This is a genomic window from Pusillimonas sp. NJUB218 (genome assembly GCF_003788685.1).
GTDB lineage: Bacteria > Pseudomonadota > Gammaproteobacteria > Burkholderiales > Burkholderiaceae_B > Neopusillimonas.
The window spans coordinates 48,484-73,576 of record NZ_NQMK01000004.1 but is presented as its reverse complement, the minus strand read 5'-3'; the positions used below and the strand labels follow the sequence as shown (position 1 = coordinate 73,576).

The following is a 25,093-nucleotide window of genomic DNA, read 5'->3' as shown; positions in this document are numbered from 1 at the left end:
CAATGTCAGACTCACAACCTCCCGATACAGAACCCCGACCGGGTAAACCGGCGTCAAAATCCTTGCTGGGCCGACTGGTCTCACGCATCCGTCCCGAACCCGAAAACCGCGAAGACATACGTGCACTGCTCGAAACTGCACACGACCGTCACGTAATCGACGACGACTCGTTTTCGATGATCTCCGGCGCGCTAGATGTAGCCAACCAGACAGCGGGCGACATCATGGTGCCGCGCTCTAAAATGGACATGCTCGACATCAGCAAACCGTTGGCCGAGCTCTTGCCCGAAATCATCGAAACCGGCCACTCGCGCTTTCCAATCTACGAGAACGATCGCGACAACATTGTCGGCATCTTGCTGGCTAAAGATTTGTTGCTCACCATCACCAACCCGTCTATTGACTTGCGCCCCCTTGTGCGCCCGGCCGTGTTTATCCCCGAGTCAAAGCGGCTTAATGTACTGTTGCACGAATTCCGCAACAACCGCAACCACCTGGCCATTGTCATCAACGAACACGGTGGTACCGCAGGGCTGGTTACCATGGAAGACGTACTGGAACAGATCGTCGGCGACATCGAAGACGAGTTCGACGAAGAGGCCGAAAAAACCATCTTCCAGACAGGCAGCAACAACTGGCGAGCCATGGGGATCACCGAAATCGACGTCTTCAATCGGGCATTCAATACCACCCTGCCCAACGACGACTACGACACCTTGGGCGGCTGGATCACGGCAGAACTAGGGCATATTCCCCGCCGGGGCGACACCATCAACCGTGAAGGCCTGAACATCACCGTGGTAGGCGCCGACGCCAAGCGTGTTCTGTGGCTTAACATCCAACACGACGAAACCTCCCTGCTGACCCCCTCCGATGCGCAGTAACCTTTTCGCCGGGCTGAATCACGCCCGGCGCACCTTGCAGCCGCTACTTATTGGCGCGGCACATGCCTTCAGTTTCTCCGACGGCCCCCTGCCCGCCTGGCTGTTGCCGTATGTACAAGTGCTGACCCTTACCTTTCTGGCATTATGGGTATGGCGTTCGGGCACGGTCCGTCAGGCTGCCCTCAGCGGATTCCTTTTCGGCCTGGGCAACTTCGCGTTGGGGCTTTACTGGATCTACATCAGCCTGCATACATATGGCGGCCTGCATCCTGTGCTGTCAGGAGTGGCGGTCTTGGTAATGGCCGCCGGCAAGGCGGTATTCGTTGCGCTGGTCACTGGCCTTACCTATAAATTTTGCCGTCCGTTTCTTGCACGCTTGGCGGCACCGCGCATAAACACGGTCATCGCCAAGCCCGACGCCGCAGCGCCACAACAAGCCGAAGCGCCCGCGCTTGCGGCCCCCGCCGGCTTTTCGACGTTCCTGCTAACAGCAACCACCTGGGCCTCGCTCTGGATGCTCGCCGAATGGCTGCGTGGCACCTTGTTCACCGGTTTCCCCTGGATGAACATCGGCTACGCCCACGCCGATGGCCCATTTAGTGGCTGGGCGTCGGTACTTGGCGTTTACGGCGTAGCCTGGGTCGCAGCATTTACTGCAGGAGCCATCGCCTTACTGATGCAAGCCCAAAAATCGCCCAGCGAATCGCCGGCGGCCATGACGGTCGTTTGCGCCATCGGGCTGGTCATCGGAGGCCTTGGCCTGGCGCAAATCCGCTGGTGGCAACCGTTGGGCAACCCCATGCTGGTCAGGCTGGTGCAAGGCAATATCGAGCAATCGCTTAAGTTTGATCCGAATCATTTGCAGCAAGGTATAGACACCTACCTTCAACTGGCGGGCCTGCCCCCAAAAGAAGCCGGTGCCAACCCAGCCCTGATTATCTTGCCCGAAACGGTCATACCCTTGTTTCAGAACCGCATCGCGCCACAAACCTGGCAGCGCTGGCTTGACGTCGCCAACGCTCGACAAGCCACACTGTTAATGGGGATTCCGCTACACACCAACAATGGTGAAGATCGTTACACGAATAGCGTCATTGCATTCAACGGCTCGACACCGCTGGCCAGCCTGCAGGCGGGCACGGCAAGCTATCGTTATGACAAGCATCATCTGGTGCCGTTCGGCGAGTTCATCCCACCCGGCTTCCGCTGGTTTGTCGACGCCTTGAATATTCCGTTGGGCGACTTCAACCGGGGCCAAACCCGACAATCCTCGTTCAGTCTTGCGGGGCAACGTATTGCGCCCAACATCTGCTACGAAGACGTGTTCGGCGAAGAAATTATCGAAGGCGTACGATCGATCAACGGCACCGACCCGGGCGCCAGTTTACTGGTCAATGTCAGCAACCTGGCGTGGTTTGGCCAGTCGTGGGCATTGCAGCAGCACCTTCAAATTGCCCGTATGCGGGCACTTGAAACGGCGCGCCCCATGCTGCGCGCCACCAACACCGGCATGACTGCAGCTATCGACCCTGACGGCAAGGTCAGGGCCGTATTGACACCACTACAACCTGGCGTACTTGATGTTGAGGTGCAGGGTACTCAGGGCCTAACGCCCTATGTACGCTGGGGCAACATTCCGGCCCTGCTGCTGGCACTCTTGAGCCTGGCTACCGCCGCATTAATTGCTCGCAAGGCCAGAACTCAGTAGTTCGGTGAATGCGGCGGCAGGTACGGGTTTAGAAAACAGATACCCCTGGGCAAAATCGCAACCGATGCCTTTAAGCAAATCGCGCTGATGAGCCATCTCGACACCTTCGGCAATCACCTGCAGGCCTAATTTATGGGCCATCATGATCATGGCCTCGCACAACGCCATATCTTCAGAACCTTCGGCCAAGTTGCGCACAAATGACTGATCGATCTTCAGGTAATCGATGTCGAATTTTTTAAGGTATGACAGCGACGAATAGCCGGTACCGAAGTCATCGAGCGCAACCTGAACCCCAGCATCGCGAAACGCCAGAAGCTTTTCGGTAACAATGGGTGCTACGTCCATCAGCACCCTTTCGGTAAGCTCAACCACCAACTGGCCAGGCGGCAAGCCCAGGTCTTGTAGACGCTGCAACCATTGACGGTGATCGAGCCCTTCGCCACGCAACTGTACGGGCGATACGTTGATGCCCACATTGAAGTCCTCGAACCCCAGATTGCGCCAGGCAACCAACTGGCGAGTCGCCTCGTCGAACACCCAGTTGCCAATGCCAATAATGATTCCGTTGTCTTCGGCAAACGGGATGAACTGGGCCGGACTGACAAAGCCGCGATCGGGGTGACGCCAGCGAATAAGCGCCTCGGCTTTCGCAATGCGACCCGTCGCCAAGTCAATAACCGGCTGATAATGCAGTTCGAACTGCCCTGTTTCAAGCGCGCCAAGCAGATCTCGCGACAACTGCCAACGTTCGCGCACTGCTTCGCGCATCTTGACGTCATAGAAACGAAATTGGCTTCTGCCCGCATCTTTGGCTGCGTACATCGCCAGATCGGCATGCTGCATCAGTTGTTCCTGGTCTTTTGAATCGCCAGGGTAAAAAGCCACCCCCACACTGGCCGACACATACGCCAACTGGTCTTTCAGGCGATAGGGCTTGGCCAGCGACTGCAGCACCTGCTCGCAAATACGGCGCACTACCGCGCGGTCGGTCAGGCCACCGGTAATAATGACGAACTCGTCCCCGCCCAAACGCGCGACTGTATCGGCTTCCCGCACACACTGCGTCAGCCGACGGGCTACCTGCCGCAAAAGCTCGTCGCCCATGGCATGCCCCATACTATCGTTGACCTCTTTGAAAAAATCCAGGTCAAGGAAAATAAGTGCGACCTCTGTTTTTGAACGATTCGCCCGGGCCAACTCGATGGCCAGACGGTCTTCGAGCAGCTTGCGATTAGGCAACCCCGTAAGGAAATCGTAATTAGCCTGGCGCCAAATGAACTGCTCGTTCTCTTTTTTGGTGGTGATATCGGAAAAAACACCGATACGACACCGTACCGAACCATCGTCGTTGTAAGACGTATTGATCACCAGACTTTCAGCGTATTCTTCGCCATTTTTACGGCGATTCCAGATCTCCCCCCGCCACTTGCCGGTTTTAGCCAAGTGCCCCCACATCTCGCGGTAGAAGGTTTCGGGGTGACGACCGGAACTAAGAATATTGAGCCGTTGCCCCAAGACCTCGTCGAGGGAGTACCCGGTGATGTCGGTAAACGACGGATTAACCGTAATGATGACGCCATTAGAGTCGGTAATGACCATGGCTTCGCTGCTGTGCTTGTACACCAACGACGCCAGATGCGCCGATTCGGCATCTGCCTTGCGCTGAGTGATGTCAAGCATCAAACCGACCAATGCCACCTGCCCGCCAAACACCATGCGCGAACAATACACCTCGACGTCAATAAAAGAGCCGTCTTTTTTCAGTGCCTTGCGCTCGTAGTGAAACTGCGAGATATCGCCCAACATCGTCCGCTTCAGGTGGGCCTCGACCAAGTGCTTTTCGTCGTGGGCCACGATATCGAACAACGACATACGCTGCACCATTTCGGCACGCGCATACCCCAACATATCGAGCAACTTGGCATTGACGTATAAAAACCGACCCTGATAAACAACGTAAACGCCCACCATGGCATTTTCGGCCAGCCCTTTGAAAAGGGAGCCTTCTTCAGACAGCGGGTCGGTACACGTGGGGGGCACCTGCATAAGTAGCTCTGACATAACCAGGAGAAACAGAAAGATTAACCCTTAATTATGAAGGAGTAATGATTCATTCGCTTGTCATTGATCAACGCATATGCAAACAAATTCCCGCCCCAAGCAAAACCACCGTGACAACACCATCGTCGCCCTGATACCCAGTCGCTCTCAGCTGTACTTAGCGCCATAAAGATCCGCCGCTCTCGAAACAGAGGTTTCTCTCAGACGGAGCCAAAAATATTGGCCTCGACGAAAAAAATAACGCTTTTTTAAAAAATTTTAGCGAATCGACTTGCACAACAAAAAAAACTCGTGCATAATTTCACTTCTTTGCAGGACAGCACCAAGTTCTAACGAAAGTTAAACAAAGTACTGACCGGTTTTAGGGGGTATAGCTCAGCTGGGAGAGCGCTTGCATGGCATGCAAGAGGTCAGCGGTTCGATCCCGCTTACCTCCACCAAAAACCCGCAAAGAACGCGTAGTAAAATTTTATGTTATACTGCGCAACGCTAAAAACGTCCTGTCCCCTTCGTCTAGAGGCCTAGGACATCACCCTTTCACGGTGAGTACAGGGGTTCGAATCCCCTAGGGGACGCCAAAATTTTTTGGCATTGGTTAGACACCAAACCGCTGCGGAGCGGTAGTTCAGTTGGTTAGAATACCGGCCTGTCACGCCGGGGGTCGCGGGTTCGAGTCCCGTCCGCTCCGCCAAAAAATTCCAAAGCCCTGCATTGAAAAATGCAGGGCTTTTTGTTTGCGCGAAGCGTTTTCGACCAACCTGGGGCTGGTCGATTTCGAGCGTTCCGCGCCAGCGACTAATCGGTCGCCACCTTATCCAGCAACGTCATCAACAACCTGCGCTCATTCGCCGTCAGCTTCGAAGCAATCATTTTCTCGTAGCCACGCGTCAGCGTATTCAGGCGACTCAACTCGGCATACCCTGCTGGCGTGACTGCCAGCGCATAACTGCGTCGGTCTTCGGGTATGGCCTGTCGCTCGACATAGCCCAACGACTCCAGCGAGTCGATCACTTTCACCACACCCGCACGGGTAATACCCAGCATTTCGGCCAGCACCGTTTGGTTAATGCCCTGCTGTGTGGCCACAATACTTAGCGCCGTCATGCGGCCGGGTGTAAGGGAGTCTGGACCGAGCACCCGGAACAGCACTTCGTAAGAACGTACTTGCGCCCGCTTGATGGCATAGCCCAGCGAATCGCGTTGCAAATCAACGTACGTGAGCGGCGGATCGAGTTCGGTCGTTGGCGCGCCGTCATTGGAGATATTGTCGTTAACCAAGGGTTTGCACTTATAGAAGAGATTTCGTCAAATATATAACATAAGTTCATTGTTAACCGCATTAACAATATACCGCTTTACCCACATAAAAACAGCACCAGGAGACAAACCATGAAACTCAAAAGCGCAGTCGCGGTTGCCCTTGCCTCGGCATTTTTGTCGCAGGCCGCCTTGGCCGACATCAATATCGGTGTCAGCACATCGCTGACGGGCCCCGGCGCATCGTTGGGCGTACCTGTACGTAATGCCACCACGCTATGGCCGGCTGAAATTGCCGGCGAAAAACTCGTGGTGACCATTTTGGACGATGCCGGCGACCCGACCTCGGCCACCAAGAACGGCTGGCGCTTTGTAGAAGACAAGGTTGACCTGATGGTGGGCGCGGCCAATACACCGGCCACCATTGCACTGGCTCAAGTGGCCAACGAGGCGAAAGTACCCCAGTTGTCGCCCGCGCCCGCCGAACTACCCGAAGGCAAGGACTACTGGACATTCCGCGTCGTGATGCACGCCAAATACTACACCGACGGCTTGCTCGAACACATGAAAGCCAACGGAGTCAAGACCCTTGCGTTCCTGGGGCTGTCTGATGCCTATGGCGAATCGTATCTGCAAGCCTTTAAAGCAAAGGCAGAGGCCGCTGGTATCAAACTAACCACCATCGAACGTTTCACACGCGCTGATAACAGCGTGGCCGGCCAGGCCCTGAGCGTCGTCGCGGGCAACCCCGATGCGGTCGTGGTAGTTGCCGTAGGCGGCGGTGCTGCACTGCCCCAAAAAGCACTGAAAGAACGCGGCTACCAAGGCAAAATCTATCACACCGCAGCGTCCGTCTCGCCCGACTTCCTGCGTCTTGCCAGCAAAGACGCCCAGGGCGCTCTGGTCAGCTCCGGTCCCGAACAAGTCGCCGAGCAATTGCCCGACAGCCACCCCGGCAAGGCCAACGCCGTTAAGTTCGTGAAAACCTACGAAGACAAGTTCGGTGCCGGCACCCGCACCCAGTTTGCTGCTCACGTTTACGACTTCGCCCTGATCCTGGAAAAAGTTGTACCTGTCGCGCTAAAAACCGCCAAGCCCGGCACGCCAGAATTCCGCACGGCGCTGCGCGACGCACTCGAAAACTATGGCGAAATTGCCACTACCAAAGGCATGCTCAAGTACACCCCTCAAGACCATTGGGGCTTTGGGCCCGACGCACGGGTGATCATCACACCCAATGGCAACGACTGGAAGCTGTCCAACTAAAACCCGAGGTCTGCGCTTCTTCTAACCCCGCGCAACACATGGTGTTGTGCGGGGTATTTCAGCAACATCCTCCCTGGTATCACCATGAACTCCTTCCAAATCAGCGCAATTCTGATTCAGGACGGCATCACGACGGGCGCTATCTATGCGCTGCTCGGTATGGCGCTGGTCCTGGTCTTTGCCGTTTCGCGCGTCATGTTTTTTGCGCAAGGCGAATTCGTCGTCTATGGCGCGTTGTCTTTAGCGTGGCTTAACACCGGCAAAGTGCCCGGCACGGTGTGGCTGCTGGTTGGCATGGCCTTGCTGGCCGGCCTGTTCGACGCCCTCGAAGCACATCGCGACCGCGACTACCGCCAGATCGGGCGGATTGCACTGTCGCACGTGGTTGCCCCGTTAGCACTGGCAGCGCTTACCGTATGGGCGGCATCCAGCCAATTGCCCTTCTTCTTTCAGTGCCTGATTGCGCTGATCATTGTGACCGCCCTGGGTCCGCTTATTTACCGCCTGGTGTATCAACCCATGGCCAACGCCAGCATCCTGGTGCTGCTGATTGTCTCGGTTGGCATCCACTTTGTTCTGGTCAGCTTTTCTCTTATTTTCTTCGGCGTCGAAGGCTATCGTACGCCGGTATTCTGGGATGGCTCGATCAGCCTGGGCTGGCTGCGCATGAACGGCCAAAACGTCATCGTCGTGGCCGTCGCGACCTTACTGATCATCGCACTAGCGGTTGTGTTCAGCCGCACCCTGTGGGGCAAGGCGCTGCGTGCCGCGGCCTCAAATAACGTCGGTGCGCGGTTACTGGCCATTTCAGTCTCGTTTTCGGGCAAGCTGTCCTTCACCATTGCCGCCTTTATCGGTGCGCTGTGCGGCATGCTCATCGCCCCCATCGTCACCATCTACTACGACTCAGGCCTGCTCATTGGCCTAAAGGGGTTCGTCGCTTCGATTTTTGGGGGGCTGGTCAGCTATCCCATGACGCTGGTCGGCGCACTGGGCATAGGCATCGTCGAGTCTTTTTCGTCGTTCAAGGCCAGTGCTTATAAAGAAGCTGTTGTTTTCCTGCTGGTCGTCCCCGTGCTGCTGTGGTTGTCACTACGCAGCGGTACTCACGAGGAGGATCACTAATGAACCGCCTTACTCTGTTGATCTGGCTGCTTATTGCCAGTGTGCCCTTCCTGCCCGTCCCCGACTTCTGGATCACGCAAGCGAACTATATTGGCCTGTATGCCCTGGTCGTTGTTGGACTGGTCTTGCTTACCGGCATTGGCGGCCTCACGTCGTTTGGCCAGGCGGCCTTTGTAGGTATCGGGGCGTACGCAACCGCGGTACTCTCGACCCAGTATGGGTTGTCGCCCTGGGTTACGCTGATCGCCGGCTTGCTGATTACCGGGGGCAGCGCCTACATTATTGGCGCCATTACCTTACGCATGTCCGGCCATTATCTGCCACTGGCTACCATCGCCTGGAGCATTGCGCTGTATTACCTGTTCGGCAGCGTCGAAGGGCTGGGCAAGTACGATGGCATTGCCAACTTGCCTTCCATCGCCTTGTTTGGCGTCGATCTGGACAACGGGCGTGCCATGTACTGGCTGATCTGGGCGTGCCTGGGTATCGGCTGCTGGGCCATGCTCAACCTGCTGAACTCCCGCCCGGGGCGCGCCATCCGCGCCTTAAAAGGCGGCGTGCAAATGGCCGAGTCCATGGGCGTCAACACTGCCCGCATGAAAATCACTATTTTCGTCATTGCGGCCCTGTTTGCGTCCGTGTCGGGCTGGTTGTTTGCTCACCTGCAACGCGCCATCAACCCCACGCCCTTTGGGCTGACCTTCAGCCTTGAATACGTCATCATGCTGGTCGTTGGCGGGATTGGCAGCGTGTGGGGCGCCATACTGGGCGCCGGTGTGGTCAAGTTGTTGCAAGACCAACTACAAGTCCTTATGCCCGCCCTGTTCGGCACCGCCGGTAATTTCGAATGGCTGGTTTTTGGTCTGATCCTGATCTTGTTACTTCGCTTTGCCCCCGACGGCATGTGGCCCTGGTTTACCCGCCTGCTGCCACGCAAGACACCGCCCCCGCTGGCCAAAGCCCCCACCCTGCCACGTCGGGCGCCCACAGCCAAAGGCACGCCGCTGCTCGACGTTCAAGGGGTGCGTAAAAAATTTGGCGGCCTGGTCGCCGTCGACAACGTCAGCTTCCAGGTTAAAGCCGGCGAAGTCGTTGGTCTGATCGGCCCCAATGGGGCGGGCAAGTCAACAACCTTCAACCTCGTCACCGGCCTGCTGCACGCCAACGAAGGTACCGTATCGTTCATGGGGCAGCGTATCGAAGCGCAAACCTCGCGCGAAATTGCCGCCATGGGCGTTGCTCGCACGTTTCAACACGTCAAGCTGATTCCCAACATGACGGTGCTCGACAACGTCGCCCTGGGCGCCCATCTGCGTGCCAATGTCGGTGTAGTGTCGGCAACCTTGCACACCGATCGACGTACCGAAGCCTCCATTCTGCAAGAGGCTGCTCATGCCTTGAAGCGTGTCGGCCTGGAAGCGCATATGTACACCGAAGCCGGCAGCCTGGCACTGGGCCAGCAACGCTTGCTTGAAATTGCACGGGCCCTGTGTTGCGACCCGGTGTTGTTGCTCCTTGATGAGCCGGCGGCGGGTCTGCGCGCCTTCGAAAAAGAAGCGCTGGCCAAACTGCTATCCAGCCTGCGTGACGAAGGCATGGGCATACTGATCGTCGAGCACGACATGGAGTTTGTGATGCAGTTAACCGACCACATCGTGGTCATGGTGTTTGGGCAAAAAATTGCCGAAGGCCCGCCAGCTACGATACAAACCAACCCCGCCGTACTCGAAGCCTATCTGGGAGGTGTCGAATGAACACAACGACGCCCATTCTTGAAGTCAGCAACTTCAATGCCGGTTACGGCAAAGTCACGGCACTGCACGGCGTCTCGCTCAAGGTGTCCCATGGCAGCATCGTCACGGTCATCGGCCCCAACGGGGCCGGCAAGTCCACCTTGCTCAACGCCATCATGGGCGTCATTCGCAGCACCGGAGACGTCCATTTCGAAGGCCAGTCGCTGGCGCGCAAAAACGTTGAGGCGCGCGTCATGGGCGGGATGTCACTGGTGCCTGAACAGCGCGCGCTGTTTGCCGACATGACCGTACTCGACAATCTGAAACTAGGCAGCTTCCGGCGTTACCGCGCACGCGAAAGCCAACCCATGGATCAGCTCGACTGGGTATTTTCGCTATTTCCCCGGCTTAGCGAACGTGCCAGCCAACTGGCCGGTACGCTTTCGGGCGGCGAGCGCCAGATGCTGGCCGTCGGGCGCGCGCTTATGGGCAAGCCCCGGTTGCTCATGCTCGACGAACCCAGCCTGGGCCTGGCACCGCGAATCGTCAAAGAGGTGCTGGAAGTGGTCGGCAGCCTGCGCGAACACGGTGTTTCAACCCTGCTGATCGAACAAAATGCCCGCGCCGCATTGCGACTGGCCAATTACGGCTACGTACTTGAGAACGGGCGCATTGTGCTAGAAGGCAATGCCAACGAATTAGCCAACAATCCGAAAATCGCCGAAAGCTACCTGGGCATATCCGCCTCGAAGAATGCCACGTCGGCCACGGCGTAAAACTCATTTAAAGGAAAACCTCATGACTCAAAATACTAACCCCGAAGTCCTGGTCAAAGTCCAGATCGAAGACGAGATCGCCACCCTAACCCTGAACCGTCCGGAGAAACGCAATGCCCTGAGCCTGCGCGTTGTCGAACAACTGCGTCAAGCGTTCGAAAGCCTGCCCGACTCCATTCGGGTCGCCATTCTGGCAGGCGAAGGGGTGCATTTTTGCGCCGGCCTTGATCTGTCGGAGCTTTCTGAAACCACAACCGCAGAAGGCGTTCAGCATTCTTTCAAATGGTACGACGCCTTTTCAAAGATCCAGTTTGGCCGATTCCCAGTGATTTGCGTCATGCAGGGTGCCGTCGTGGGCGGAGGGCTGGAACTGGCTTCAGCCGCCCACGTTCGCGTCGCTGACGACACCACCTACTTTGGCTTGCCCGAGGGACAGCGCGGTATTTTCCTGGGCGGCGGCGGGTCCGTACGTGTCTCCAAGCTCATCGGCTTTTCACGCGTCACCGAAATGATGTTGACCGGACACGTGCTCGACGCCAAAGAAGGTCTGGCCATTAACCTGACTCACTACGTCACCCCCCAGGGCCAGGCCATGGAAAAGGCGCGCGAACTTGCCCGCAAAATAGCCAGCAACGCACCGCTGTCAAATTTCGCTATCATGAATGCTTTACCCCTTATTGCCGAGCAACCCATGTCGCATGGACTGTTCACCGAGGCCCTGATGGCCTCGATCACGCAAGGGGCCCCCGAGGCCAAAGAGCGCGTCAATGCCTTTCTTGAGAAACGCGCCGCCAAAGTCAGCCTGGGTTAAGCAGGACGAGGAGACAAACCATGACCACAGATAACGCAGCATTTCGCGCCCTTTCGTTGGGGCCCCACGACGCCAGTCTCGAACAGCGCCCTGACGGCAGCATGATCATGCGCAGCACCGACCCGCTGCAAGATTACCCGCGCTGCTACACCGAACCTTTATTGCACTGGGCCGCCGAGCGCCCCGACGCCACATTGCTGGCGCAGCGCGACAAGCAGGGCCAATGGCGCCATTTAACGTACAAAGACGCTGTAAAACGTATGCAGCATCTGGGTCAGGCCTTGATCAACCGGGGCCTGAGCGCCGAACGACCGCTCATGATCTTGTCCGAAAACAGCATCGAGCACGGCCTGCTGGCGTTGGCCGCACAACACGTTGGCATTCCGTTCGCGCCCATTTCACCCGCCTATTCGCTGCTGTCGAAAAGCGCCGAGCGCGTCCGACATGCTGCCGATCTGCTCACGCCCGGCGCAGTTTTCGCCTACGATGCCGCCCGCTACGAACACGCCATTAAAATCGCCATCCCCGAAGACGTCGAACTGATTTTTGTTGAAGGCAGCATCGAAGGCCGCAAATGCACACCGTTCAGCGCGCTTGAGGCCACCGACGTCACCGATCAGGTCGACGCCGCGCATCAGGCCATCACCGGCGACACCATCGCCAAATTTCTGTTTACCTCAGGATCGACCAAGCTGCCCAAAGCGGTTATCAACACCCAGCGCATGGTCACCAGCAACCAGCAAATGCTGCTGCAGTGCTACCCCTTCCTGCGCGAAGAAGTCCCGGTACTGGTCGACTGGATGCCCTGGCACCACACGGCCGCCGGCAACAACAACATCGGCGTCGTCATTTACAACGGCGGCACGATGTATATCGACGAAGGCAAGCCTACGCCTGACGGCATGGTCGAAACGCTGCGCAACCTGCGCGAAGTGCCGTCAACCATGTATTACTCGGTGCCCAAAGGGCTTGAAGTACTGGCCCACGAAATGAAACGCGATCCGGTGCTGCGCGAGTGCTTCTTCCGCAAAATGCGCCTGATCTTCCCGTGCGGCGCCGCCCTGCCCGCGCCGCTGAAGAAAACCATCGACGAGTTGGCCATTCAAACCGTCGGGGCGCGCATACCCATGACCACAGGTCTGGGCATGACCGAAAGCGCACCGTTTGCCATTTCGGCGCACGTGCCCAACTGGCAGGCCGGCGTCATTGGCATTCCGGCACCGGGGTGCGACGTCAAACTGACCCCTTGCGGCGACAAAACCGAAGTCCGTTACCGCGGTCCCAACATTACCCCGGGTTACTGGCGTCAGCCCGACCTGACCGCCGAAAGCTTCGATGACGAAGGCTTTTTCTGCAGCGGCGATGCCGCCATCATGATCGACGACAGCAACCCCAGCGCCGGCCTGCGTTTCAATGGCCGTATTGCCGAAGACTTCAAGCTGATCAGCGGTACCTGGGTCAACGTCGGGGCCATGCGCTCGCAAATCATCGCCGCCGGTGCGCCCTATATTCACGACGCCGTCATTACCGGCCACGACCGCGACGAGTTGGGCATGATGATTTTGTTGCTGCCCACCGCCTCGGCGCTGTCGCCAAACTTGGCCGAGGGTGCGCCACTGGCCGAAATTGCCGACAACCCCGACGTCAAGGCCTGGGCCCAACACTTGCTAAACCAGCTTGCCGCACAAGGTACCGGCAGCTCGAACCGCGTTGTGCGAGCACTGCTGCTGCGCGACCCAGCCCTCATGGAGCTGGGCGAAATGACCGACAAAGGGTCGATCAACCAGCGCACCATGCTTAAAACCCGCGCTGCGCTGGTCGAAAAACTTTATGCTACACAGCCTGACGACGACCAAGTCATGCTGGCTCAACCCCATTCTGTAACTGCCTGAAAGGACGCTGTATGACCGAGCAGAAGCCCCTCGTTGCGATCGATATCCACATCCACGCAACAGTCTCGACCCGCAACCCGCCCGACGAAGTGGCCATTGCCTTCGACAAGGCCATGGCCGAGTACTTCAAAGAAAAAATGCCCCGCCCCACCATCGAAGAAACGGCAGCCTACTACCGTGAACGCAACATGATGGCGGTCATTTTCACGGTCGACACCGAGCGGGCCAACGGTCAGGTCCGTATCTCGAACGAAGAAATCGCCGAAGAAACAGCCAAGCACAAAGACGTGTTGATTCCGTTTGCCAGTATCGACCCGATGCGCGGCAAAATGGGGGCCCGCGAAGCCCGTCGCCTTATCGACGACTATGGTATTCGCGGTTTCAAGTTTCACCCCTCGGCGCAAGAGTTCTACCCCAACGACCGCGCCGCCTACGACCTGTACGAAGTCATTGCAGAGGCCGGACTACCCGCCATTTTCCACAGTGGTCAAACAGGTGTCGGCGCACGCATGCGTGGCGGTGGCGGCGTACGCTTGAAGTATTCCGACCCAATGTTCCTTGACGATGTGGCTGTCGACTTCCCTGACATGCCGATTGTCATTGCCCACCCTTCGTTCCCATGGCAAGAAAACGCGCTGGCTGTGGCCACACACAAGCCTCAGGTCTACATCGACCTGTCCGGCTGGTCGCCCAAGTATTTCCCGCCCATTTTGATCCAATACGCCAACACCATCCTGAAAGACAAAATGTTGTTCGGCTCCGACTTCCCCGTCATGACGCCCGATCGCTGGCTCGAAGACTTCGACAAGATCGGCATCCGCGACGAAGTCAAACCTCTCATCTTGCGTGACAACGCCGTGCGCCTGCTGGGTCTGGACAAAGACCCGGTCTATGGCCGCTACGCACGCCTCAAGCCGCCTACTCAAGACGGCTGCTGCTAAGGAAAAACACCATGGAAATGAAAGATACCCCTGTACTAATTACCGGTGGCGCGTCGGGCTTAGGCGAGGCCACTGCCGAACGCCTAGCCGCGCAAGGCGCCAAAGTCGCCATTCTTGATATTCAAATGGATCGCGCTCGCGACGTGGCCACTCGCTTAGGCGGCCTGGCCATCGAATGCGACGTCACCAGCCCCGACAGCGCACAAGACGCTATTGCCGAAGCCCGCTCGAAACACGGCGTGGCCCGCGTGCTCGTCAACTGCGCCGGCGCCGGGACGGGCAAACGTGTGGTCGGCAAGAGTGGTCCCATGCCGCTTGAAGACTTCACCAAAATCGTCAACCTGAACCTGGTAGGCAGCTTCAACATGACACGCCTGGTGGCGGCCGACATGATCGCCAGCGACCTCATTGGCGAAGAGCGCGGCGTTATCCTGTTCACCACTTCGGTTGCGGCCTACGAAGGGCAAATCGGTCAGGCTGCCTACGCGGCCTCCAAGGGTGGCCTGGTGTCATTGACGATCCAGCTGGCTCGCGAATTCGCGCAGTTTGGCGTGCGTGTCATGTCGATTGCACCCGGCATTTTCCTGACCCCGTTGCTCTACACCGCCAGCCCCGAGGTCCAGGAATCTTTGGCTAACTCCATCCCATTTCCGCATCGGCTGGGCCAACCCTCCGAGTTTGCCGATCTGGCCAGCCACATCATCAGCAACCGTTACCTTAACGGCGAAGTCATCCGCCTCGACGGCGCAACCCGTTTGGCACCACGCTAACCATGCTGCACTACACGCCCCCTTCGCAAGACCTCGCCTTCATACTGAACGATGTTCTTGACGCCAATGCCGTACTATCGGCGCTTCCTCGTTACAGCGGGGTAAGTACCGACGTACTGCTGCAAATTGCCGACGAAGCGGGGCGTTTTGCCGCCGAGCAGGTGCTGCCGTTAAACCACGCCGCAGACCAATCGGGTTGCACTTGGGAAAATGGCAAAGTGCAGACGCCCCCGGGCTTTAAACAGGCCTATGCTAAATATTGCGAATTGGGTTGGCCCTCGATGTGCGCCGACGAAGCCGACGGGGGGCAAGCCTTACCCCGTTTGGTATTCAGTATCACCAACGAAATCCTCTCGGCCGCCAGTCATGCTTTTGTCATGTATGCGGCCATCCATCATTGCGCATCGGCCTGCCTGCGGCATAGCGCAACCGAAAGCCTGCAACGCCGTTGGTTGCCCTTGCTGGCCACCGGCGAAGTCACCAGTTCCATGTGCATGACCGAGCCTCACGCCGGATCCGACATCGGGCTACTAACAACGCGCGCAGAGCCTGCGCCAGACGGCAGCTACCTAATTTCCGGACAGAAAATTTTTGCCAGCGGCGGCGACCACGATCTGACCGAAAACATTGCGCATCTGGTACTCGCTCGCATCGCTGGCGCCCCTTCCGGGTCACGTGGGCTCAGCCTGTTCCTGGTGCCTAAAATACTCGACAATGGCCAACCCAACCCCATTTTTTGCGATGGCATCGAACACAAAATGGGGTTGCACGGCAGCGCCACATGCAGCTTACGTTTCGAGTCGGCCCAGGGCTGGCTGGTCGGCGAGCCCAATAAAGGGCTGGCCGCGATGTTCCCCATGATGAACGAAGCCCGGTTGCTGTCCGGCCTTCAGGCCCTGGGCATCAGCGACCTGGCTTTTCAGAACGCGCTAGCTTACGCCCAAGATCGCAGACAAGGTCGCGCCGCAAACAAAGGCCAACCCGCACCCATCATTCATCATCCCGACGTGCAGCGTATGCTGCTCACGCAAAAGGCATTTATCGAGGGTGGGCGCACCTTTGTACACTGGGTGGCCTTGCTTATCGACCAGGCCGACTGGGCCACCGACGCCCAAACCCGCCAAGACACAACCGACCTGGTCGGGCTACTCACGCCCATCATCAAAGGCTTTCTGACCGAAAACGCACAAACCTGTACCTACAACGCGCTACAGGTGTTCGGCGGGCATGGCTTTATTGCCGAAACCGGTATCGAGCAACTGGTGCGCGACGTACGCGTAACGACCATTTACGAAGGCACAACCAGCATTCAGGCGCACGACCTGCTGACGCGCAAAGTGCTGGCCGACGACGGCCGTCGGCTGGGCTTACTACTAAACAATATTCGAGACTGGGCAACATCACAAGCTCCCGAGCATGCCTGCTTTACCGAAGCGGCCCTGAATACAGCCGCCAAACTCGAAGCCGCGACCCAGCTGCTGGCAACGCGCTACAGCGAGGATACCGAACTGACTTTGCAAGCCAGTGTGGCTTATTTGCGCTTGGCTGGGCATAGCGTTCTGGCCTATGTGTGGGCGCGCAACGCTGTCGCCGCAGCCCAGGCCCCTGCTGCAAGCCTGTGGCATAAGGCAAAAATCGAGACCGCGCGGTTTTACGTCGAGCAATTGCTGCCCGAAGTCGACCAGCTAATGGCCGCCATTCAAGCGCCAGCGCGGCCATGGGCCGATGCGCTAGCCGCCTGAACGGGATCAGCCGACTCTAATTTACCTACCCACCGGGCCATGGCCGCCCCATCAATGTTTGTGCGCGCCCGTCACCCGGCTGGACCCTACGTCGGCCTATTTAAAGTAGGCCTTGAATTCGTCAGGTACGCTAGCGCCCTTAATGCCGCCATCTTCGGTGTACTGGGCCCACGCGCGCAGTTCGTGGCCCGTGGCTACCAGGCGGTCTCCGCATTTGACGGTGTAGGGCACACGAAAACGGCGCTCGGCCCATTCAATTTCGCCAGCCTCAATCGTAATTACATCGTCGTACGCGCCGGGCGAACGGAACTGGGCACCGACGTCGACCAACGGTGTAACGCCCTTGAGCTTGTGGCGGATGTCGCGCTGGCTTAAGCCACGACTACGCAGCAAGCCCTGGAACGTGCAATCGAACCAGTAAAAATAGTTGGGATAAAACACGATTCCGGCTTCATCACAATCACCCCATTCGATGGTGACCTCTTTCGTGTACAAACTCATGCGTCAAATCTCCGCCAGGCAAAAGGCATGATGATAGCGGGTAACTTTGCCCGACGTCATTTTTACATTTATTTACCAATAGGCAAGCAAGCCGATCCACGCGCGTTCGAGCCCAAACTAAATGAAAAATGAATGAACTTGATTGAATTTAATTTATTTTCAAGACAAATTAGCCGAACTTAAAAAATCACCCCCCTTGCCTGCCTCTCGGGTCCTTACTACCATACAGTCCGGTTAATTATTTTTGTGTGGATATCCATGGAAGCAGTCGCCATTTCCCGTAACGAAACCGTCGGCGCAAACGACACAACAGACCGCTGGACGGTCAAGTCGGTACTTGCGCTTTACGAGCTGCCGTTTCCCGAACTGATGTATCAGGCGCAAACCGTGCACCGACAGCACCACGACCCCAGTGCCGTGCAACTGTCCAGTCTGCTGTCCATCAAAACCGGTGGCTGCCCCGAAGACTGCTCCTACTGTCCGCAGTCTTCGCGTTACGACACCCCCGTCGAAAAAGACGACCTGCTTCCAATCGAAGAAGTATTGCAAGCGGCGCGCGAAGCCAAAGCCAGCGGCGCACAACGGTTCTGCATGGGCGCCGCATGGCGATCGCCCAAAGCCCATCACATTGATGCCGTCGCCGACATGGTGCGGCAGGTCAAGGCGCTTGGCCTGGAAACCTGTGTAACGCTGGGTATGCTCAAAGACGGCCAGGCCGAACAGCTCAAAGCAGCCGGCCTCGACTACTACAACCACAACCTCGACACATCACCCGAGTTCTACGGCGAGATCATCTCCACACGTACCTACCAAGACCGTCTCGATACCCTGGAGCGTGTACGCGACGCGGGCATCAACGTCTGCTGCGGTGGTATTGTCGGCTTAGGAGAATCGCGTCGCGAACGCGCCGGACTTATTGTGCAGCTGGCCAATATGTCGCCCTACCCCGACTCCGTCCCCATCAATAACCTGGTCAAGGTTGAGGGCACGCCCCTGTACAACACTCCCGATATCGACCCGCTCGAATTCGTACGCACCATCGCCATTGCTCGCATCACCATGCCCAAAACCTACGTGCGCCTCTCGGCAGGGCGCGAAGAAATGAGCGACACCATGCAAACCCTGTGTTTCATGGCCGGCGCCAATTCCATTTTTTACGGCGAAAAATTGCTGACCACAGGCAACCCTCAATTCGTCGAAGACCAGAAGCTCTTCGAACGTTTGGGCTTGCACGCCGACACTCACCACACGCACCAGCACAACTAAACACAACCCTCGTATGTTGCACCGCGCGGCGTGTCATCTCAAACACCTGGCGGCGCAAGATGCACTGGTCCGGCGCCAGGCTTCGCACTGCAATAAAACACCATGTACACCCTTGCCCTGAGCATTTGCTGCAGTGTGGCCGTCTCTGTGCTGCTGAAAATGGCCCGCAGCCGCGGGATCCATATCGGGCAAGCCATCGCCGTCAACTATGTGGTGGCTTCGGTGCTGTGCCTGGCACTGCTCAAGCCCTCTGTGTCCGCACTGCTCGTGCCTTCGAGCCATTGGCTGCTGCTCGTCGCACTTGGGGTTGTGCTGCCCGCGGTATTTTTAATCATGGCGTCAGCCGTTCGGCATGCCGGCATTGTGCTAAGCGACGCCGCGCAACGGCTGTCATTGATTGTGCCGCTGCTGGCGGCATTTGTCTGGTTTGGCGAGCCTTTAAGCACAACAAAACTGATTGGGGTGATGCTGGCCCTGGCCGCACTGGCGGGGCTATTACTGCGACCTGCAGGGCAATTTACGCGCGGCCTGCCCACCATTGTCTGCCTGCTGGGTGTTTGGGTAGGCTACGGGGCCATCGACATCCTGTTCAAAGCCTTGGCCAAGCAAGGCCAGGCGTTCTCTACAACCCTTCTGGGTGCGTTCGTGCTGGCCGGTGTCATCATGTTTGCTGGGCTGGCACTGCGCCGCAGCCGCTGGACGCTGGCCGGCATAGGCGGCGGCGCGGCACTGGGCCTGCTTAATTTCGGCAATATTTATTTTTATATTCGCGCCCACCAGACGTTTCCCGAGAACCCCAGTCTGGTGTTTGCATCGATGAATATCGGCGTTATCGTTTTGGGAACGTTAACCGGCGCTCTGCTATTCGGCGAACGGTTAACGACGCCAAACAAACTAGGGATTGGGCTTGCTATCGGTGCTGTCTGGGTTCTGTTCCGGGCCTGACCCGGGCTCAGTCACGTCAATGCTGGTGTGCGAAATATCCGTTTCAAGATCGACGCGCGGGTCGAGCGCCGCGACGACCGGCGCTGTTTCCAGATCGGTCATGGGCACAAACTGTGTTGGCGCATCTTGACTGAGGTTTTGCCCGGTCACCGACTGCGGCCGAACATACAACACCAGAATGGCCGAACATACCGCCACGAACACAAAGAACATGTTGGGATTGATTTCGCGCATGATGCCGCCCACAACCAGCGGCCCCAGGCACGCACCCATACCGTACACCATAAGCAGCATGGCACTCAGCCCTACACGACGTTCGGGTTCGACGTTGTCGTTGGCAAATGCCGATGCGATGGGATACAGGGTGAACTGAAAAATGCCGAACACTGCCGAGATAACCAGCAACGCCCAATAAGGCAGCACAAACCAACCCCACAACGGCACGCTAACGACCAACAGAACCATGGCGTTGAAACGCAACAACGAAGCCCGGTTCATTCGGTCGGCCAACCACCCCAGGGGCCACTGCGACACCAGGCCTGCGGCTACCGCAGCAGCTACAAACATGGCGACCTGATCGCCGGACAAGTTTTGTTTGTAGGCAAATACCGGCCCCAGCCCATAAAACGCGCCGGTTAGCGCACCGGTAAGAAACACCACGACCAGGCACATGGGCACGCGCGACAAGTAATAGCGCGGCATGATGGGCGCGGGCTCGAGAATAGCTGGGTGCAGCCGCCGCGTAAGGGCCACCGGCAACAAACACAAGGCCGAACACATCGCCGCAAAGATAAGCGGCTGATAGTCGAGATTGGGGAACAGCGTGAGCGAGAACTGCCCCAACACAGTACCCAACCCCGAAAACACCATATAAAAAGCAAAGACACGACCACGCAAAGCATTGTCGGTTTGTTCGTTCAGCCAGTTCTCGATGACCATGAACTGCGTCACCATCGCCAGCCCCGCCAGAAAGCGCAGACCTACCCAAACCCAAAGGTTGTCGACGAGTGCCTGCGCCAACACGGCCACCGTGACCACGGCAGCCGACGACGCATATGCCCGGATATGCCCTACCCGGCCAATGAGTCGGTGGCCGTTTCGGGCCCCCAGTACCAAGCCCAGGTAGTACACCGCAATCAGGGCACCCACCCACACTTCGGACACCTGAGCTTCGGCCAGACGGATGCCCAGGTAGGTGTTGAACAAACCTGTACCCAGCAACAGCAACAGCGTTGCAAGATACAACGAAAAAAACGAGACAACGGCACCCATCATGCCGTGATGATTCCTTGCGTGTTGATCATGCCTACCTTAAAAAAAAGCGATTAAAGTTGCTTGAGCATGGTGGCGGCATCACTTACCGCATAGCCACCGCCATTTTCAAGATTCAGCTGCGTAACAACGCCATTGTCGACCACCATGGAATAGCGCTGCGAGCGCACGCCAAGGCCCCGCTCGACCAGGTCAAGTTCCAAGCCCAGAGCGCGCGTCCAGAGGCCACTGCCGTCGGCCATCATGCGGATACGGCCGTCGACTTTTTGATCACGGCCCCATGCGCCCATGACGAAAGCATCGTTAACGGCAACGCACCAGATTTCATCGATGCCTTTTGCTTTTAATGCATCGTGGTGTTCGAGGTAGCTGGGCACATGCTGGGCGGAACATGTCGGGGTAAACGCGCCAGGCACCGCAAACACGGCAATTTTCTTGCCCTTAACCAGTTCGGAAACCTTGAAGGCGTTAGGCCCCAGGCTGCAACCCTGCGTTTCGATTTCGATGAATTCGGTAAGTGTGCCTTCAGGAAGGGTGTCACCGGTTTTGATAGTCATAGCGGTCTCCGAGATAAATCATTGAGAAAATAAACATTCTAATACCAGCACGTCATGGCCTTGTAACGCAACCCTGCCAGAATCGTGGTCTTGAAAAGCATACACGCCCGTTATTGCAACCGGACGACACTCATGATTCTGCCCAAGATTTCTGCAGCCATTTTATCGATGGCCACCTACGGGTCGGCCTATGCCGCCGCCGATCGCCAGTTGTGCATTTCGTTCGAACAATGGGTCGTTATGGCCGGCGCCACCAACGGCGCGGCCTGCGTGTTTGGCGCCGACCTGCCCGACGCCAATCTGCATCGGATGACCGCCCGACAAAACTTTACGCGATTTGCCGAAGAGCACGATTTGACGCTGGAAGAGTTTGACCCACTGTTCGAACGGGGGGTTATTGAAGGCCAGACGCTCGTCAAGCGGCGCGCTGCGATCATCGTGCCGCGTCACGACCATCTGCTTCGTGGCTTTCATCATGACAAAGTCATTGACTACGCCAAAATCTGCGACGCGCTAAGCCCAAACTAACACAGAACGCACCCTGCGTTCAAAGCAGCACCCGAGCCGTCGAAGGGTATCGGCATTGCGTATATCATTAGTCTTTTATAAAGACAGCAATCCCGAGACAATGAACAAAGACGAAGCGCTCACCCTGAGCCACCTCGACGAATCCGGCCAGATCAAAATGGTCGATGTCGGCAACAAAGCCGCCACCCAACGCAGCGCCACCGCGCAGGGCCGCGTCAAAATGAGCGCACAGGCGTATGCCCTGCTCACCGCCAAAGACAACGCCAAGGGCGAAGTCCTGAACACGGCGCGGGTTGCAGGTATCCTGGCGGCAAAACGCTGCGCCGAGCTTATCCCGCTTTGCCACAGCCTGCCCCTCAGTTTTGCCGGTGTCGACTTCTCGCTAGACGATGCAACGCACACTATTACCATTTCGGCCACCTGCCGTACCGACGCTAAAACCGGCGTCGAAATGGAGGCCATGACGGCCTGCAGCATTGCGGCACTAACGGTGTACGATATGTGCAAAGCCGCCGACAAAGGCATCATTCTGGAAACCATCAGACTGATTCATAAATCCGGAGGAAAAAGCGGTGAGTGGCACAGCAATTAACGTTCTTTATTTCGCTCAGGTCGCCGAACTAACTGGCACCCGCCTCGAGTCCTGGCCCTTGGCAGAAGCGATTTCGGGCACCCAATGGCTCGAACAACTCGAAGCCCGATACCCTCAATTGGCACCGACCCAACGCCTCAAACTGGCCGTCAACCAGTTTCATGTCAAGCATTCGGTCATCATCAATCCAGGTGACGAGGTCGCGGTGTTCGAACCCGTTACAGGGGGCTGATATGGTTATTGTCCAGACCGAAGATTTCAACGCAGCCGAACTCACAGCAGCGCTGCGCGCCCGCAACGCCGGCCAGGCCGGCGCGTTGGTAACGTTTACCGGCTATGTACGCGACTACGCCGAAGACCAAGGCACGCGCGCGCTGTTTCTTGAGCACTACCCGGGCATGTGCGAGCGCGAAATTGCCGACATATGCCAACAGGCCGTCGAACGCTGGCAGGTTCCCGAACCCACTGTCGTACATCGCGTTGGCGAATTGCACAACAGCGAACAGATTGTGTACGTGGGCGTTGCCAGCGCACACCGCGGCGATGCGTTTCGGGCTTGCGAATTCATTATCGACGCCCTGAAAACCCGCGCGCCATTCTGGAAGCGTGAAACACTTGCCTCAGGAGAACGTTTCTGGGTGCAACAGCGCGAGTCCGACGCCGACAAAACTGCCCAATGGGCGCACGACACACCACACAACACCAAGGAGTCATCGTGAGTAAAACCGATACCCAAGCCCCGAAGGTGGCCCTGAACTGCGCGGTGCTGACCATTTCCGACACGCGTACACCAGACAACGACACGTCGGGCGACTACCTTAACCATGCCCTGACTGAAGCTGGCCACCATTGTGTGCGCCGCGACATCAGCAGCGGCAACATTTACCATATCCGCAAAATTATCAGCGACTGGGTCGCCGATCCCGACATCAACATTATTCTTACCAACGGCGGCACGGGGTTTTCTCATCAAAAATCAACCGGTGCGGCCATTACGCCGTTGCTCGACATGACCATTGCCGGGTTTGGCGAACTGTTCCGCCATTTGTCGTATCTTGACATCGGCACATCTACGCTGCAGTCAGACGCCTTTGCCGGAGCCGCCAACAATACCCTTATCTTTTGTATGCCGGGGTCGACCAGCGCCTGCCACACCGCCTGGGAGCGCATCATCAAAGAACAGCTCGACAGCACGCACCGCCCCTGCAACTTTGCCACTCATTACCTTAAGCCCGGAAACAAGTCATGAATAACGCCATGCTTGACTTCGACGAAGCCCAGCGCCGCCTTTCTGAAGCTGGCAGTGCGCCTGCATCGGCCGAAACTTGCCCATTGCCTGCCGCATTTGGCCGCATACTCGCCCAAGACATCGTTGCCCGCGTCGACTTGCCCCCTGCCGACAACAGCGCGATGGACGGCTACGCCATTCGTTACGCCGACTACGCTCCCGGCAAAGCATTCCCTGTACAACAGCGCTGCTTTGCCGGCGAATCGCCGCAAGCGCTCAAACCTGGGCAAACCATTCGCCTGTTTACCGGCTGTGTCATGCCCGAAGGGGCCGACACCGTAGTCATGCAAGAAGACACGCTGGAACAAGACAATACCCTGACCATCACGACCGCGCCGGCCCAGGGCGCCCACGTCCGTCTGCGCGGCGAAGATGTCGAGCAAGATCAGGTCGTACTGTCTGCGGGGACTGTGGTGCGCGCTCCCGAAATGGCCATGCTGGCCTCTCAGGGCATCCATGAAGTTCAGGTCTGGCCACGCCTGCGTGTCGGCATTCTCACCACGGGCGACGAACTCGTCGCCCCCGGCAAACCGTTGGGCCCTGCACAAATCTACAACTCGAACGGCGCCATGCTGTCCGGCCTGGTGCAGCAAATGGGCGCCGATGTCGTTCATACCCTGCATGCGGCCGACACCCACGAGGCCATCGAAGCCGCATTTCAGACCTTGCTTGAAGACTGCGACCTGGTATTAACGGTGGGCGGCGTCTCGGTCGGCGAAAAAGACCTCGTCAAGCCCACACTAGAACTGCTGGGCGGCAAGCTCGACCTCTGGAAGGTCTGCATGAAACCCGGCAAACCTGTCGCACTGGCCACGGCGCGAAACAAGCCGGTGGTCTGCCTGCCCGGCAACCCTGTGTCGGCTTTTGTGGTGTTTGCCTTACTGGTATCGCCGCTGGTTCGTCGCCTGCAAGGGCGCGCCAATGTCTTGCCGCCTGTAGGCTATGGGCGGCTGCGCACACACAGCCAGTTTCACGAAACCCGCGAAGAATTTTTACGTGTGCAATGCAAACCCAACGCCAAAGGCATGCCGGTCTTGGTACCTTACGCGCTGCAAGGCTCGGCCATTATCAGCGCCCTGCCCTGGGCTTCGGGGTTGGCGCGTATCCCGGTCAATACGGTTGTAGGCGATGACGACATCGTGGCCTACTACGACTTTGCCCACTGGTTGTCTTGA

At 57.6% G+C, this 25,093-nt stretch carries 24 protein-coding genes and 3 tRNA genes; 22 read left to right on the top strand and 5 right to left on the bottom strand.

Annotated features, from left to right (window positions below; genetic code table 11):
• The first annotated feature begins 2 nt into the window (after positions 1 to 2).
• Together CHR62_RS06770 and lnt are read left to right on the top strand one after the other, a co-directional pair.
• Positions 3 to 884 carry an HlyC/CorC family transporter gene (locus CHR62_RS06770; RefSeq protein ID WP_123660441.1) on the top strand — a complete coding sequence of 294 codons (882 nt, stop codon included), beginning with the start codon at positions 3 to 5 and terminating at the stop codon, positions 882 to 884.
• Positions 874 to 2,592 carry an apolipoprotein N-acyltransferase gene (gene lnt, locus CHR62_RS06765; protein ID WP_123660440.1) on the top strand — a complete coding sequence of 573 codons (1,719 nt, stop codon included), beginning with the start codon at positions 874 to 876 and terminating at the stop codon, positions 2,590 to 2,592. The genes CHR62_RS06770 and lnt overlap by 11 nt, the downstream gene beginning before the upstream one ends.
• On the opposite strand, the gene CHR62_RS06760 is transcribed toward lnt, so the two are convergent.
• Positions 2,563 to 4,641 (bottom strand): bifunctional diguanylate cyclase/phosphodiesterase, encoded by a 2,079-nt coding sequence (locus tag CHR62_RS06760; RefSeq protein ID WP_158609100.1) that lies wholly within the window; start codon positions 4,639 to 4,641, stop codon positions 2,563 to 2,565. The two genes, lnt and CHR62_RS06760, sit on opposite strands and share 30 nt — an antisense overlap.
• Before the next feature lie 379 nt (positions 4,642 to 5,020).
• Between CHR62_RS06760 and CHR62_RS06755 the strand changes: the two genes are divergently transcribed.
• The 3 genes from CHR62_RS06755 (at position 5,021) to CHR62_RS06745 (ending at position 5,347) form a co-directional block, all read left to right on the top strand.
• Positions 5,021 to 5,096: transfer RNA gene (locus CHR62_RS06755), tRNA-Ala, on the top strand.
• A 62-nt stretch (positions 5,097 to 5,158) separates the two neighbouring features.
• A tRNA-Glu gene (locus CHR62_RS06750) sits at positions 5,159 to 5,234 on the top strand.
• 36 nt (positions 5,235 to 5,270) lie between these two features.
• A tRNA-Asp gene (locus CHR62_RS06745) sits at positions 5,271 to 5,347 on the top strand.
• A 104-nt stretch (positions 5,348 to 5,451) separates the two neighbouring features.
• Here the strand turns inward: CHR62_RS06745 and CHR62_RS06740 are convergent.
• Entirely contained in the window at positions 5,452 to 5,934 is a 483-nt protein-coding gene (locus CHR62_RS06740) for a MarR family winged helix-turn-helix transcriptional regulator (RefSeq protein WP_093969320.1), read from the bottom strand.
• 111 nt (positions 5,935 to 6,045) lie between these two features.
• Between CHR62_RS06740 and CHR62_RS06735 the strand changes: the two genes are divergently transcribed.
• From CHR62_RS06735 to CHR62_RS06695, 9 genes are all read left to right on the top strand, one after another.
• Positions 6,046 to 7,179, top strand: a complete 1,134-nt coding sequence (locus tag CHR62_RS06735) for an ABC transporter substrate-binding protein (RefSeq protein WP_123660438.1) — start codon at positions 6,046 to 6,048, stop codon at positions 7,177 to 7,179.
• Between the two features lie 84 nt (positions 7,180 to 7,263).
• The gene (locus tag CHR62_RS06730) at positions 7,264 to 8,304 is read left to right on the top strand and encodes a branched-chain amino acid ABC transporter permease (protein ID WP_093969322.1); all 1,041 of its coding nucleotides are present in this window, start codon (positions 7,264 to 7,266) and stop codon (positions 8,302 to 8,304) included.
• Positions 8,304 to 10,058 (top strand): ATP-binding cassette domain-containing protein, encoded by a 1,755-nt coding sequence (locus CHR62_RS06725; RefSeq protein ID WP_123660437.1) that lies wholly within the window; start codon positions 8,304 to 8,306, stop codon positions 10,056 to 10,058. Before CHR62_RS06730 ends, CHR62_RS06725 begins: the two co-directional genes overlap by 1 nt.
• The gene (locus CHR62_RS06720; RefSeq protein ID WP_123660436.1) at positions 10,055 to 10,813 is read left to right on the top strand and encodes an ABC transporter ATP-binding protein; all 759 of its coding nucleotides are present in this window, start codon (positions 10,055 to 10,057) and stop codon (positions 10,811 to 10,813) included. Before CHR62_RS06725 ends, CHR62_RS06720 begins: the two co-directional genes overlap by 4 nt.
• Positions 10,814 to 10,835: 22 nt before the next feature.
• Positions 10,836 to 11,624, top strand: a complete 789-nt coding sequence (locus CHR62_RS06715; protein ID WP_123660435.1) for a crotonase/enoyl-CoA hydratase family protein — start codon at positions 10,836 to 10,838, stop codon at positions 11,622 to 11,624.
• 20 nt (positions 11,625 to 11,644) lie between these two features.
• Complete coding sequence (locus CHR62_RS06710) at positions 11,645 to 13,516, top strand: feruloyl-CoA synthase (protein WP_123660434.1); 1,872 nt, start codon at positions 11,645 to 11,647, stop codon at positions 13,514 to 13,516.
• A gap of 11 nt (positions 13,517 to 13,527) precedes the next feature.
• Positions 13,528 to 14,457, top strand: coding sequence for an amidohydrolase family protein (locus CHR62_RS06705; RefSeq protein ID WP_093969327.1), 930 nt, complete (start codon positions 13,528 to 13,530; stop codon positions 14,455 to 14,457).
• Positions 14,458 to 14,468: 11 nt separating this feature from the next.
• Positions 14,469 to 15,227, top strand: a complete 759-nt coding sequence (locus tag CHR62_RS06700) for an SDR family NAD(P)-dependent oxidoreductase (RefSeq protein ID WP_093969328.1) — start codon at positions 14,469 to 14,471, stop codon at positions 15,225 to 15,227.
• Positions 15,228 to 15,229: 2 nt separating this feature from the next.
• Entirely contained in the window at positions 15,230 to 16,969 is a 1,740-nt protein-coding gene (locus tag CHR62_RS06695) for an acyl-CoA dehydrogenase (RefSeq protein WP_123660433.1), read from the top strand.
• 96 nt (positions 16,970 to 17,065) lie between these two features.
• On the opposite strand, the gene CHR62_RS06690 is transcribed toward CHR62_RS06695, so the two are convergent.
• The gene (locus CHR62_RS06690; RefSeq protein ID WP_093969330.1) at positions 17,066 to 17,470 is read right to left on the bottom strand and encodes a thioesterase family protein; all 405 of its coding nucleotides are present in this window, start codon (positions 17,468 to 17,470) and stop codon (positions 17,066 to 17,068) included.
• Between the two features lie 258 nt (positions 17,471 to 17,728).
• Here CHR62_RS06690 and bioB point away from each other — a divergent pair, with 258 nt between their 5' ends.
• Positions 17,729 to 18,736 carry a biotin synthase BioB gene (gene bioB / locus CHR62_RS06685; RefSeq protein ID WP_093969331.1) on the top strand — a complete coding sequence of 336 codons (1,008 nt, stop codon included), beginning with the start codon at positions 17,729 to 17,731 and terminating at the stop codon, positions 18,734 to 18,736.
• A 102-nt stretch (positions 18,737 to 18,838) separates the two neighbouring features.
• The gene (locus CHR62_RS06680) at positions 18,839 to 19,681 is read left to right on the top strand and encodes an EamA family transporter (protein WP_123660432.1); all 843 of its coding nucleotides are present in this window, start codon (positions 18,839 to 18,841) and stop codon (positions 19,679 to 19,681) included.
• Here CHR62_RS06680 and CHR62_RS06675 read toward each other — a convergent pair.
• Both CHR62_RS06675 and CHR62_RS06670 read right to left on the bottom strand, forming a co-directional pair.
• Positions 19,631 to 20,956: an MFS transporter gene (locus CHR62_RS06675; protein ID WP_093969333.1), complete on the bottom strand. Its 1,326-nt coding sequence runs from the start codon at positions 20,954 to 20,956 to the stop codon at positions 19,631 to 19,633. The genes CHR62_RS06680 and CHR62_RS06675 overlap by 51 nt on opposite strands.
• Positions 20,957 to 21,006: 50 nt before the next feature.
• Complete coding sequence (locus tag CHR62_RS06670) at positions 21,007 to 21,510, bottom strand: peroxiredoxin (protein WP_093969334.1); 504 nt, start codon at positions 21,508 to 21,510, stop codon at positions 21,007 to 21,009.
• Positions 21,511 to 21,642: 132 nt separating this feature from the next.
• Here CHR62_RS06670 and CHR62_RS06665 point away from each other — a divergent pair, with 132 nt between their 5' ends.
• The 6 genes from CHR62_RS06665 to glp all read left to right on the top strand — a co-directional run bounded on the left by CHR62_RS06665 (position 21,643) and on the right by glp (position 25,093).
• Positions 21,643 to 22,038 carry a hypothetical protein gene (locus CHR62_RS06665; protein WP_093969335.1) on the top strand — a complete coding sequence of 132 codons (396 nt, stop codon included), beginning with the start codon at positions 21,643 to 21,645 and terminating at the stop codon, positions 22,036 to 22,038.
• A gap of 100 nt (positions 22,039 to 22,138) precedes the next feature.
• Positions 22,139 to 22,630, top strand: coding sequence for a cyclic pyranopterin monophosphate synthase MoaC (moaC, locus tag CHR62_RS06660; protein WP_093969336.1), 492 nt, complete (start codon positions 22,139 to 22,141; stop codon positions 22,628 to 22,630).
• Positions 22,611 to 22,862, top strand: a complete 252-nt coding sequence (locus CHR62_RS06655) for a MoaD/ThiS family protein (RefSeq protein ID WP_123660431.1) — start codon at positions 22,611 to 22,613, stop codon at positions 22,860 to 22,862. Before moaC ends, CHR62_RS06655 begins: the two co-directional genes overlap by 20 nt.
• A gap of 1 nt (position 22,863) precedes the next feature.
• On the top strand, positions 22,864 to 23,349 hold the full coding sequence (locus tag CHR62_RS06650; RefSeq protein ID WP_123660430.1) for a molybdenum cofactor biosynthesis protein MoaE: 486 nt from the start codon (positions 22,864 to 22,866) through the stop codon (positions 23,347 to 23,349).
• A complete protein-coding gene (moaB, locus tag CHR62_RS06645; protein WP_233574900.1) occupies positions 23,346 to 23,879 on the top strand; it encodes a molybdenum cofactor biosynthesis protein B in 534 nt (177 codons plus the stop codon). Before CHR62_RS06650 ends, moaB begins: the two co-directional genes overlap by 4 nt.
• Positions 23,880 to 23,887: 8 nt before the next feature.
• Positions 23,888 to 25,093: a gephyrin-like molybdotransferase Glp gene (gene glp, locus CHR62_RS06640; RefSeq protein WP_093969573.1), complete on the top strand. Its 1,206-nt coding sequence runs from the start codon at positions 23,888 to 23,890 to the stop codon at positions 25,091 to 25,093.